General features: G+C 44.0%; 10 protein-coding genes. 4 read left to right on the top strand and 6 right to left on the bottom strand.

The features are described 5' to 3' along the window. Positions 1-553 precede the first annotated feature (553 nt). Positions 554-940: a hypothetical protein gene (locus HPS54_RS01685; RefSeq protein WP_172324770.1), complete on the bottom strand. Its 387-nt coding sequence runs from the start codon at positions 938-940 to the stop codon at positions 554-556. A gap of 181 nt (positions 941-1121) precedes the next feature. Between HPS54_RS01685 and HPS54_RS01690 the strand changes: the two genes are divergently transcribed. Then, complete coding sequence (locus tag HPS54_RS01690) at positions 1122-1556, top strand: helix-turn-helix domain-containing protein (RefSeq protein WP_172324768.1); 435 nt, start codon at positions 1122-1124, stop codon at positions 1554-1556. A gap of 1489 nt (positions 1557-3045) precedes the next feature. Here HPS54_RS01690 and HPS54_RS01695 read toward each other — a convergent pair. Then, complete coding sequence (locus tag HPS54_RS01695) at positions 3046-3213, bottom strand: DUF362 domain-containing protein (RefSeq protein WP_172343725.1); 168 nt, start codon at positions 3211-3213, stop codon at positions 3046-3048. Positions 3214-3446: 233 nt separating this feature from the next. Here HPS54_RS01695 and porT point away from each other — a divergent pair, with 233 nt between their 5' ends. Then, positions 3447-4193 carry a type IX secretion/gliding motility protein PorT/SprT gene (porT, locus tag HPS54_RS01700; RefSeq protein WP_172343726.1) on the top strand — a complete coding sequence of 249 codons (747 nt, stop codon included), beginning with the start codon at positions 3447-3449 and terminating at the stop codon, positions 4191-4193. Between the two features lie 117 nt (positions 4194-4310). On the opposite strand, the gene HPS54_RS01705 is transcribed toward porT, so the two are convergent. Together HPS54_RS01705 and HPS54_RS01710 are read right to left on the bottom strand one after the other, a co-directional pair. Beyond that, entirely contained in the window at positions 4311-4499 is a 189-nt protein-coding gene (locus HPS54_RS01705) for a hypothetical protein (protein ID WP_172343727.1), read from the bottom strand. A gap of 281 nt (positions 4500-4780) precedes the next feature. Continuing rightward, the gene (locus HPS54_RS01710; protein ID WP_172343728.1) at positions 4781-5962 is read right to left on the bottom strand and encodes a phosphoribosylaminoimidazolecarboxamide formyltransferase; all 1182 of its coding nucleotides are present in this window, start codon (positions 5960-5962) and stop codon (positions 4781-4783) included. Positions 5963-6366: 404 nt separating this feature from the next. Between HPS54_RS01710 and HPS54_RS01715 the strand changes: the two genes are divergently transcribed. Together HPS54_RS01715 and HPS54_RS01720 are read left to right on the top strand one after the other, a co-directional pair. Continuing rightward, positions 6367-6918: a C40 family peptidase gene (locus tag HPS54_RS01715; protein ID WP_172343729.1), complete on the top strand. Its 552-nt coding sequence runs from the start codon at positions 6367-6369 to the stop codon at positions 6916-6918. 11 nt (positions 6919-6929) lie between these two features. Continuing rightward, entirely contained in the window at positions 6930-8045 is a 1116-nt protein-coding gene (locus HPS54_RS01720; protein WP_216653011.1) for a CapA family protein, read from the top strand. Between the two features lie 174 nt (positions 8046-8219). Here HPS54_RS01720 and HPS54_RS01725 read toward each other — a convergent pair whose 3' ends face one another. Both HPS54_RS01725 and HPS54_RS01730 read right to left on the bottom strand, forming a co-directional pair. Then, a complete protein-coding gene (locus tag HPS54_RS01725) occupies positions 8220-8435 on the bottom strand; it encodes a hypothetical protein (protein WP_172343731.1) in 216 nt (71 codons plus the stop codon). A 15-nt stretch (positions 8436-8450) separates the two neighbouring features. Next, entirely contained in the window at positions 8451-12065 is a 3615-nt protein-coding gene (locus tag HPS54_RS01730) for a glycoside hydrolase family 88 protein (RefSeq protein ID WP_172343733.1), read from the bottom strand. Positions 12066-12698 lie beyond the last annotated feature (633 nt).

Here is a 12698-nt window from a genome sequence, read left to right on the forward strand (position 1 = left end):
CCTGTGCCTGATACTCCGCATATTTCATGCGCAGGCGGCGCGGGCTTTGCGGCAGGCTGTTAGGCCAGCGGTCGCACAGACGCGGCAGCGCGGCGGCAGCCTTTGCCCAGAACTCGCCCGCGTTTATCCTGCCTTTGCTCTGCCTCATGCGGTGGCTGTTCGCTCTGTCCAGCATCTGGCCGAAAGCGGCCAGCACCGAGCAGTTATTGGCATACTCTCTTTGCTTCTCGGTCGTCAGGTGCCGCCCGTCGCTCAATACGTAGTCGGCAAAGAACTGCATCGCCTTGCCGTCAGGCTCCACGCTTTCCACAAATGGCTTGCTTTCGGCCTGCTCCTTAATGTCTGGATAACGGCGGTAAACCTCTGCGCGGTACTGCACGGGCAGGCTCTCGACCACATATAACGCGCAGCTACCATAACAGGCACGGCGTACCTGCTGCACTGTGCCGCGCTGGCTCATTTTCTTTAGAGCCTCCAGGCTAATAATGCCTGTAAGTTCCTGCGGACTTACGCAAAGCGCATTGTTATACATTTCCATAGTGCCCTCCTCTCGTTACAGTATCACATGAGTGCCGCAGAGCTTTACAGCTTCCTGCTGTATTTCCTCCAGATTTTTAAGCAGGACATTGTCCCAGCTCTTTACGACTTTGCCATTTTTAAGCAGGTCAACATGGCTGTTATTCTTGTTGCACTCAATGAGTACACCGCCAGGCAGATACTGCCGCATGAAGTTGTCCGCGTCGTGTATGGTCTCCATGGCGGGGGTCAGCATAAGCAGCACGCCGCCGTTCTGCTCTGCTGCTCTGCGTATGCGCTGGCTCTTGGGGCTGTTGTCCCTGAATGATAATGCGCGCCATACGCTCACACTCGTAGTCTCGAAAGATTTTACAAGCATTTCACGGGTCTGCTTGCTTACCTCGATTTGTTTTCTTGCTGTCATGTCCTTTATTCTTTATGGGTTTACAATACTTACTTTTAGGGTTTTCCTTTTTCGTATGTGGGCAAAATTTTGTAATTTTGTCCGCGCTGTAATATGTTACAACGCTGCAAAGTTCGCAATTTCTTGCGACATGACCAAATAAAATCGTAATAAATTACGGTTTAACTCAAAAAATAATGCAATGAGTACAACAATAAACGACAGAATAAGGCTGCTAATCAATGAGAAAGCAGGCGGAAAAAACACCGTATTTGCCGATAAATTAGGTGTTTCCGAGGCAAATATACGCAGCTATCTAAAGGGCGTAATGCCAAAAGCTGATATTTTGGAGAAAATCGTAATATCTTACGAGGTTAATGCCATGTGGTTGCTCACAGGGTTGGGGTATCATACACTGCCTAACCAGCCAGAGGAAACGCCACAACCTCTAACTGACCAGTCGCATTTAGTTGATTTTTTTAAGCAGTACGAGCCATATATTCAGCGTAAAGATGCAAAAATAATACAGCAGGCCGAAGAAATAGGCCGTCTGCGTGAGCAGATAGTGCAGCTAAAGGATAGACTACAAAAAAGTGCCGATGCTGCGAACACCGAAACTACTGCAAATGCAGGGTAATGGGGTGGTCACTATGGGCACCCCGCGACCCCCTGAAATAACGTAAAAGGCACTAAAACGCTTTTTTCTGCACGTTAAATCGCCGTTAAATGCGTTTAACTTGCTTATTTTCAGTGCAAAATACCCTATTTGTTAGGGGTGTTTTTCCTATGCGTTAAATGGAATTAAAGGGGGGGTTCTGCCAGATTTTCGCGGTTTTTGCCTTGATTTTTTCCCTTAAAGGGGTCTATGCTTGCACGAATTGTCCACCCATTTGTCCCCCCCCAACTGTCCCCCCCAACCCCATTTTTAGCCCTTTTTGCGACCTCGAAAATGGAACGAAAAAGGCACTTTTGGGCAGCATTTTTTCGGCCTCCAGCCCTGCCCATTTAACGGGTCATTTAACGGTCGTGTAAACACCCCTCCAGCCGCCTGCCTCGTCGCCCATGAGCGGCCACCATGCCACCCAGCTGCGCCCCTGTCCGATGCCCTGGAACCTCCGAAATGGGGGCTTTTTCGTGGCCACACGCAAATGGTATCCCACCACACGCCCAGACACACCGCAGAAAGCCCCATAACCCCCGCTGTCGCCGCGTTTCGCGCCGTTTCCGTCCGTTCCCACGTCAGGCAAAAGAAAAGCCGCCAGGCGTGCCGTTTTTAGCGGTCATGCCCAGCGGCTCCATGCCGTCAGCAGCTCCAGCGTCTGGTGCGTCCAGCTCAAAGCTCAAACCCCACCATTTCCAGCTGTCGATTAAACCAAATTAAACCAGAATTAAACCTGCGTTAAAGCCCCATTTAACGGGTGCGCCTCCAAAATTAAACCAGAATTAAAGCAAATTCAACTTTTTGCACGTTTCGTTTTTCCAGCGTCCAACCCTCCAAACCTCTGTAACTTCCTATAAATAAAGGCCATCCCGTCATTTCCCACACTCACACATTATGCTCGTTTCGTTTTCCTGCCCATATCCGCATGCTGCCGTGAAGCGTAGTTTGAGAAAAATCTCTGCACTTTTTTTGAAATCACAATGACACACGAATGGCGATATATGTTTCATTATGTCAGCCCGGTTGAGGGCTTAAGCCCGTGCATTTTCAACCGATGGGTTTTATAATTATTTAGAGGATATGCTAATTGGTTTATAGAAGACTTGAAAAGCAGAGGCGTTACTGCACGTCGTCCACCTTAGGCGTCAGACAGGTTACTGTAATGCCACGTATTGACGATCGTGGCTTACGGTGTTCAAAAGATGAGGCGTGCATTGCCTTTTATAAATAGGTGGTTTAATGATGATCCGCCTCTTTGATTGCAATGTGGTTAGAAACGATACAATCTTAGTCTTGTTTCCAACAGGTTCTTGTATGTCAAAAAATCCAATAGTCTCACAAATTACTGAATGGATTGCTCACAAATTACTGAATTTACAATTAAAAGTTTTGATAATCAAGGCTAAACACCTAAAAAAGGTGGCTCATTATTGAGCCACCTTTAAATTCCTTTATGTTCCTTTCATTAAGGAAGGCTGATTGCCTCAGAAGGACAAATATCAGCGCAAGTACCGCACTCTGTACATGTTTCAGGGTCGATTGAATACTTTTCGCCTTCAGAGATAGCGCCTACCGGACACTCATCGATACATGTACCGCAAGCGATACAGTCGTCACCAATTACGTATGCCATGATAATATTAAGTTTTTATTGTTAATAATTAATGTTTATTACCTACTTTTAGGTTATGCAAAGGTAGTATATTTATTCTAAATACCTAATGTAGGGTATTTCTTTTTATTTTCTTTAACAACTTGATATGTTTACGTAAGATGTGCCGTAGTTTTTGTGTATGAGGTGGGAAAGTGTAACGGCTGTGGAGTGCGGATACAATAATAGAAGGGGGTAGGGCGTTATAAAGATATATGAAACGCAGACTTATACACATTATTATATTAAGTCTCTGTGTGCTGGGAGCCGGCGCGCAGGGTACAAAGGTGCAGAATCGTCCATATACGGACTTGCGTCCGTTCCATTTCGGTGTCCTGGTGGGTACTCATTTACAGGATATGGAGTTTGAAAATGTGGGACCGCAGATGATTACCGGTGAAGACGGGGTGGCGGCAGAGAAACTTGTTACATGCGATCAAGACCGATGGGACACGGGATTTACCGTGGGAGTGCTTGGCGAGTTCAGGCTTAGTGATAATTTTGCGTTCCGTCTTGCGCCGACAATGTATTTCGGTACGCGGCATCTTACTTTCTACAATCACACGGACAAAATGGATACGGGCGAGGCGGTGACGGAGAGTCAGGACCTTAAGTCGATATATGTTGCATCTACAGCAAGCATTATTTTTGCAGCACCGCGTCTTAACAATTACCGTCCGTATATTGTGGCGGGACTGAACCCCATGCTTAATCTTTCGCCAAAGGATAATGACTATATAAAGTTGAAGCCTTATGATTGCTTGTTTGAGATCGGTCTGGGCTGCGACTTTTATCTTCCTTTCTTCAAGTTACGTCCTGAACTTAAGTTTAGCTACAGTCTGATAAACAGCCTCGACACAAAACATCCCGACCAGCTGCGCGATAAGAATATGCTTATGTATGCCAAGTCGGTGAAAGAAGCAAGGAGCAAGATGATTGCATTGACGTTTTATTTTGAGTGATTGTTCTTTTAAGGCTTATAAATCCTATAAGACATATAGGTACTATAAGACTTGTAAGCCCTATAAGAAATAAAAATCCGGAGTCGTTTTGTGCTCCGGATTTTTATTGTTCCTGTTTTATTTCTTTCTGTTGGCTCTCTGTTCCCTGTATTTTGCTTTCTGTCGGGCGGAGCCGCTGCCGTGTGCACCGGTTATATATGCCTTTTTCTTGGCTTTTGTCTTCACTTTCTTGTCTTTGCCCTTGTCGGACTTTGCAGGACGGAATACTATCCCTCCTCCTGCAATTATCTCATCTATATTGTCCATGTCTTTTGAGGTTTTGAGGTTCTTAGGTTATAAGGTTTTGAGGTGTGAAGTGCAAGGCTGGGGGTAGAGGTTTTAAGGTCATGAGGTTTTTAGGTGTGAAGTGTGGATTTTAAGATTTTGACTTTTGAAGTTATGAGGTGATAATGTTATATTTCAAATGTGATTTATCACCTTACAACCTTATCACCTAAAACCTCAAAACCTTAGTTTGTATTATCATAATACAACATTTATCACCTCATAACATCAATACCTTACAACCTCAAAACCTTAATAAAAAATTAGTGATGGAACAGACGCACACCCGTGAAAGCCATTGCCATGCCATATTTGTCGCACGTCTCTATTACGTTGTCGTCACGTACAGAGCCGCCTGCCTGTGCAATGTATTCAACACCGCTCTTGTGTGCACGCTCTATGTTGTCGCCGAAGGGGAAGAATGCGTCGCTGCCCAATGCCACTTGCGTGTTCTTGGCAATCCATTCTTTCTTTTCCGCCATTGTCAATACCTCGGGTTTTGTCTTGAAGAACTTCTGCCATGTGCCCTCTGCCAACACGTCTTCGTGATCCTCGCTGATATACACGTCTATCGTGTTATCGCGGTCGGCGCGGCGTATGCCGTCGATAAACGGCAGACCCATTACTTTGGGATGCTGGCGCAACCACCATATATCAGCCTTGTTGCCTGCCAGACGCGTACAGTGTATGCGGCTCTGTTGCCCGGCGCCGATGCCTATTGCCTGTCCATCCTTTACATAACATACTGAGTTGCTCTGAGTATATTTAAGTGTTATGAGACTTATTATCAGGTCGCGCTTGGCTTCCTCGCTGAATGTCTTGTTCTGTGTGGGTATGTTTTCGAACAATGCAGGGTCATCGAGTTTTATCTCGTTACGTCCCTGTTCGAATGTTATGCCGAACACCTGTTTGCGTTCTATGGGTTCGGGAATATAATTTGGGTCGATTTTTATTACGTTGTATGTCCCTTTGCGCTTTGATTTCAGAATTTCTATTGCTTCCGGTGTGTAGTCGGGAGCGATGACACCGTCGCTTACCTCGCGCTTGATGAGTGTGGCTGTAACGGCATCGCAGGTATCGCTGAGTGCCACAAAGTCACCGTATGAACTCATGCGGTCGGCACCGCGTGCCCTTGCGTATGCACATGCTATCGGTGACATCTCTTCTTTGATGTCGTCAACAAAGTAAATCTTTTTGAGTGTGTCGCTCAACGGAAGACCTACTGCCGCCCCTGCGGGAGACACGTGCTTGAAACTTGCAGCCGAAGCCAGTCCCGTGGCAGCCTTAAGTTCTTTTACCAGTTGCCAGCTGTTGAAGGCATCGAGGAAGTTAATGTATCCCGGTCTGCCGTTTATGACTTCTATGGGTAGTTCGCCTTCGGTCATGAATATGCGTGAAGGCTTCTGATTTGGATTACATCCGTACTTTAGTGCTAATTCTTTCATTTCTGTTGTTGAAGATGTTATGCGTGCAAAGTTACTGTAAATATAGAACTTACGCAAATTTTTGTATTAATTGATAGCTTGTTGTGCTGAATATAGTGTAGCCTAAAGTATATGTTAATGTTTAAATGTCTTAACTAATAATAGACTTGATTGTTAAACAATGTAAATAATATTATTTAAACCTTTATTATAAGTGTGTTATTGTAAGTCGCTGAAAATGAATGTGTAATTTGATATGCGGTTTGCGGTTGCCTTGTTTTTCACCATTTAAAAAAGATGTGAACACACGGTATAGTTTGATATTTTTTTATTAATTTCGCAATCGTTGTTTAAAAACCTGCCTTGTTTAGGTTTCGAACTACTTACCTTTATGTAAGATATAATAAATACTTTAGTCTATTGTGATGAATAATAAAATATTTGGAATTTTCATACTGTTGTTTTTCATTTTCATATCTCCGGTCTTTGCCGTGCCTGATAACGACAATGACAATGACGGCGAATATGATGAAATTGGTAATTATGACTTTCTTTATGGCGGAAGCGATGCTGATTATAACTATGACGTTGCAGCTGTAGACAATATGCTTGATGAAGCTTTCTCTCACATAGGGGCACGTTACCGCTCGGGACAGTCGGGACCACACGCCTTCGATTGTTCCGGATTTACAAGTTATGTCTATGGAAAACTGAACATTCAGCTCAATCGTTCGTCGCGCGACCAGTACAGTCAGGGTGAGCCTGTTGTGAAGAACGACCTTCAGAGCGGCGACCTCGTGTTTTTTACCAGTCCGCGTTCGGGACGTTCCATTGGTCATGTAGGTATAGTTGTGGATGTCAATCATGTCAACGGCAGTTTTAATTTCATTCATGCGAGTATAAAGGGCGTCAAGGTCAGCAACTCCAACGATGCCTATTACGCACGGCGTTATGTTGGTGCGCGGAGGGTTATGTAATGCAGAATATTATGATAATGGCAATATTGGCAGCTTTGAATATAGCTGCTTGTACATCGGCAGGTACGGACAGACAGTTGTCCGTGCCTGTTGTCGTTAATGACAGTGTGGTTGCGGACACCGATACCGCAGGAGTGGGTATGGAGAACAGACGTGATACTTTTGTGGTATCGCTGACAGGAGATATAATGATGGGCACAACTTTTCCGGAAGTGAGGCTGCCTGCAAACGGCGGAAAAGACTTGTTCCGCGATGTAAGACCGTTTCTTGTAAATGCCGATATTGCCGTCGGTAACCTTGAGGGCACGTTGTGTGATGTTGAAGATACTTCAAAGAAGAAGACGGTTCACAGCTATTCTTTCCGCACTCCGCCTGCCTATGCCTCGTTGTTGAGAGATGCCGGATATGATTTTCTTAGCATGGCAAACAATCATGCATTCGATTTCGGTATAGATGGAGTCATGTCTACAGAGAAAGTATTAGAGGGGCAGGGCATAAAGTATGCAGGTCTGCGAGGGCGGACGGCAATGGCTGTTGTTGAGCGTGACAGTATAAGATTCGGCTTCTGTGCCTTTGGACATAACGGATATACATTCCGTACGCAGGAACTTGACGGTGTGAAAGCTATACTCGACAGTTTGAAAGAATGTTCGGACATCATTGTTGTGTCTTTTCATGGCGGAGCGGAGGGAAAGGCTTGTCGCCGTCTTCCATATGGCAAAGAAACTTTTCTTAATGAAGATCGCGGCTCATTGCGTGATTTTGCACATTTCTGTATAGACAACGGTGCCGATATTGTTTATGGGCACGGACCGCATGTTGTGCGCTGTATGGAGGTTTATAAAGACCGTTTCATTGCTTACAGTCTTGGAAACTTCTGTACTCCATACGGAATAAACACTACGGGAATTTCCGGTTATGCTCCGGTGGTGAGCATAAAGGTGAACCGCAGTGGCGAGTTTCTGTCAGGACAGATACACCCGTTTGTACAGCGTTATGGCATAGGACCGCGGCGCGACACCACAGGAGTTGTCGTGAAAGAGATAAGAACTCTTACCGGATTGGATATAAAAGGCGGCAAGATAAGCATATCGGATAACGGCGTGATTGAGAAAGACAAAAAGTGAACCGCTGCTGTATCTTGTTCTTGTCGCACGTTTGTGACAGTGCTTTCGGACAAGGGATAGAATAAAAAAGGAATGTCAGAAATAATAATCCTGACATTCCTTTTTTATTTTAACGTAAGTCTGACTTCGTCGCACCTACGTTATTTTATGTTGTCGCCTGTTAAAAATCAACGGTTAGAACTCTTCTTCGTCGTCCCATATATTATATCCCGGGTTGGGTTTTGATTCGTCGGGAACCTCTCCGTCGCCATATTCGGGACCGGTGATGTCTTCATTAACGTCTGGTGAAGTGTCTACTGTTATGTTCTTATCGGATGAACCTGCCAGCATGCCGCCGTCTGTATATACTCTTATTATCTCACAGCAGGGTTTGATATATATCGTTTTCATTGAAATGTCTTTTATTTATTTTACAATCATTTTTTGTCCGTTCACGATATATATGCCCTTTGGCAGTCCGTTGGTCGTTTCGGAAATTCTTTGTCCGTTGAGGTTATATACCCCCCCTAATCCGATTTCTGACAGTGTGTCACGTGAAAGTTCCGTGAAGCCGATAGATGTTGTGCCGCCGTGTTCGTTGTTGTCTTCCACTCCCGTGTACGACATTGCTATGGACTTTGCTGCCGGTGTGCCGTCTTTTTTCTCTATATACGAGCGATATCCTTTGCCGTAGGATGTACCTTGCGATATATACAGTTTGCCGTTGCCGTCGCTGAGGAAGATGTCTCCTTTCTTGTAGTTTACGCTGTAGCCTGCAGTGCCGGTAGCATTTTCAACGTTGGCGGTGGAATATCCGGGTGTTCCTTTGGCAGTGTAGCTGCCGCAGTCTATGTCGTTTTGCACAATAGACGGGTCTATATATTTATTATTCAGGGCAAACGATGTTACTGCTTTGGTCGGCTTTATCAGATAAGGATAGCCGGCGAGAATGTTCTGTATCTCGTGATATCTGAAGTGCAGGTTTGCGGCATCTCCGCTTATCTCTGCTTTCTCGAGAATTATTATCTGTGTACCTTCACCGAAAACTGTCTTTACTTCATTTTCCGTCATATTAAACGGCAGAGTCAGCGTGTTCCATTGACCGGCATTTAAGGAGCGGTTCAGGGTTATGCTGGCATATCCCGTAGCTTCGTTTGTTGCATTATATTTTGTTGTTTCAGATAGTTCTGCCGTGACTGTTTGTTGTGTCTTGTCCGGAATGAACGATGCGCCGCAGAAAGCCATTGCCGATGTGTTGGAGAACAGATAGTATGTCTCGTTGGGTATTACGTCAAATTCGTATTTTGTAACATCGCCTGTTCCGGTTGTTGTATTCTTTAAAACATCGCCTCGCTGGTTGGTTATATAAAAATCACCGTTGTGCATTACGTATGCCGTGAGTTTTCCGCTCTTTGTCGGTTCCATTGTCATGAATGCACCGCGCACGGGCAGTGTGAAAGGAGAGTTTTCCGTAAACGTTCCTTTCATTTCATCGTGTGCCGCGTTTTTGCCAAGAAAGTATGTATTAAATCCGTCAATATCCGTATTGCTTTTCGTTGCCGGTTCCCATGCGTCTGTAACGTCTCCGCTTCCTTCCATGTTATAGCTTCCACCGTTATGTTTCCAACCGCCGAAGGTCATGTTTACAAGAATCTTGTCACCATTATTAACATCCTTAATATAGCGTGATGTGTTCAGAGCCGGGGTCTTGTAGTTGGTCTTTACCCTATAGCTGTAGTTTGTTTTGGAAGGATCTGTTTTAGGAGAACCTATATTTATCGAATTAAATTTTCCATTTTTGTTATTCCAAAGATATAGTTCTTTTTTTCCAACTAAAGTTGTATTGCTATTTGTAATTGTGTATTGGTCTGTTATTAAGTTGTCTTCCTTACGAGTACTACTACTGGTTATATAAAAAGATGCATCGGGTTGTTCAGTTGTGATTTTAATAATATCACCAACAGAGATAGCCTTGTCTAAAATGATTTTAATGTAAACCTTAGAACTTCCTGTAAGTACGATATGTCCTTTTTTATTTACACTTGCAATGATACTTACCTCACTTGATTTCCCGTTATATGCGCTTGCCGTTCCTCCTTGTATATCTGCATAAGCAGATGACAAGTTGAGGGTTCCTTCTGCCTCCAATTTATATCCACTTGTGGTTGTTACATTTAATGAAAAATAGTTAGAAGTTGATGATGATGGGTTATCAACCTCTGTATCACCCTCAACCTTTTCCGTTGCAGTAACCTTGGTTGAGCTTGACCTTATTGTCGTGTTTCCGGAAGTAGCTTCACAATAATATGTTCCACTTTCTTCCGGACAGAATGTTGCAGTAGTTGCTCCTTCAACCTTTGTGCCGTCTTCCTTATACCACTGATATGCAGGTGTGCCGCTACCGGCAGCCTCTATGGATATTGTACTCGTTGTACCGGAAGTAAGGTCATAACTTGGTGCAAGGTCTTTTGTAAAGAGTATTTCGCTGTCTTTCTGATATAGACGCTCGTATTCTGTTGCGGCAAGGATAAAGGCGCCTAGGACCTTTCCTTCGGTCACTTTCTCGCTTTTAGCAACCTTTGCCACATCATATCCCAAAAGATAATATTCTTTTGAACCGTCACGGAAACGTTCTTTTCCTATCTCATAGTTAGTTCCTTTACCTCCCAATCCTGCCGAGCGGCAGCTGCCGAACAAGTGTACACCTTCACTGCCGTCTGTTGCAAAGAACTGATTTATAAGGCACTGGTAGGCTTTCTTTGCAGTTTCTTCGTATGTGTTCTTATCTATATATCCTAACCGGATAGCTTTGAGGTATGCAGCTGCGAAGATTGCTGTCGCTGACGATTCTACATAGTTGTATGTTTTAATATGGCTCTTTCCGTTGTTATATGTGCTTGCCGAGTATGTACCGTCTTCGTCAAGTATTTGATACCAGCCACCGGTTACATTGTCCTGCCTGTCTTTCAATCCGTCGGAGAGTTTTCCGAGATATCCTTTTATCCTTGTAAATCTTGCATCGCTATCGGGTATTCTCGCCTTGTTCATTTCTTCCAATATATCGACAAGTGCAAGGAAATACCAGCCGCAGGCACGGGCCCAATAGGTTGAGGAATGGAAACAATAGGGGTTGGTTGCACTTATGCCTTGCCATGTATCAGAATTAGAAACGCTGTTCGTACCTGCATTGGCATCGAAAGCATGGTACAGCAATTTGTCCGTCGGGTTCCAGCACATATTCCACACTATATCGAGCTGTTTGGTTGCGAGATCCCAGTCGCTGCTGCCGTCCACATTTGTATACGAATTGTTATAGTTTACAAGCTGTGCAAGCAGTGCCGCTCCCATGTATTGTCCGTCAAGCCACATTTGGTTGTTGTAGTCTTTTTTATGCCACCATCCGCCTGTGACATCATAGCCTGCACTTTCTGCTATTGTTCCGGTATTTATCCTGCATAAACTGTTATGTGCATTAAGTCCTGTTATAGCTTTGTCAAGAGCTGTCTTCGTGTTTGAGTATGTAGTATTGTTTGGATAGTATCCGTTGGTTGCAGACATTTCACGCAGTGGTATGTATAATTTTACTGCATTAAGGTCATCAAGACTGCCGCCACCGGTTGCAACACCGTCATAAAACTTGTTGCCGTAGTCTTCGACACTAAGATACCATGGTTTTGCCCACGAACCAGCCCAGTTGAACTGACTGTAGTATTGCGATGCCTCTATTATACCTTTGGCTACAAGTCCCGGAACATAATCCAACGTTTTTTTACCGTCAACTCGCCCTACAGCTTGATTGCCGGATTTATCATATACGGCAAGACCTACTTTTGTAGTGTTTGCATAAAAATCATTGATACGCGAGTTTATCACCCATTGTGAGTAGCGTACACCTTCATTGAACGAGAAGTCGCTCTCCGTTGTCTGTGCCTTTGTTACACAATGCCCTGCAAAAATAAGATATACAGGCAATGTTTTCCTTACAAAGGCACCGAGCCGTGAGTATACTTCACGCCCCTTGCGCAGTAAGTAATCTTGCATTTCTTGTTATTTTAGTTGTTTATACTATTTTAGTAGTTAGTAGTTTGTCATAGCAATGTGGCGCATTGTTTGCGCACACGTTTTTAATCAAAAGTTGTGCAAATATACGAATAAGTCGAGAACAAAACAACAAATTCATTTGTTTTTTGTCGAGCGTGAGTATATTCGACAAAACAAAATAGCGATAGTCTGGCTTTAGCCAGGTTCGCGATGGCGAAGCCAATTTTGTGAGTCAAATATACGAAAAAGCTTTCATTTAACAACTTATTTGTATATCTAATGCCTTTTTCAATAACATTTTAATAACAAAAAATCGAAAGACTCGCTTTTTGAATATTTCCTATTGCATGATTTAATCATTGTCTTTCTACCAATACTTACAATCCGTAATATATAGCCGTGGTTGGCTTACGATTTTAAACCGACATCTTTCGCATTCCAAAAGCATACCTTTAAGACATCTAAAGCTATCATTTAGCACTCTTAAAGGTATGCTTTTGGAATGCGTGAAGATTCCAAATCGAAGTGCAAAATTTTGATTTAGGAATTACCTCTTTCAGAGTATTGTCCGTCCTCTCTTGGGGGCGCGCCCCCAAGAGAGGACGGAGCCAAAGTTTTTAACTGACAAAACAA

The sequence above is a fragment of the Xylanibacter caecicola genome, from assembly GCF_013166515.1.
GTDB classification, from domain to species: domain Bacteria; phylum Bacteroidota; class Bacteroidia; order Bacteroidales; family Bacteroidaceae; genus Prevotella; species Prevotella caecicola.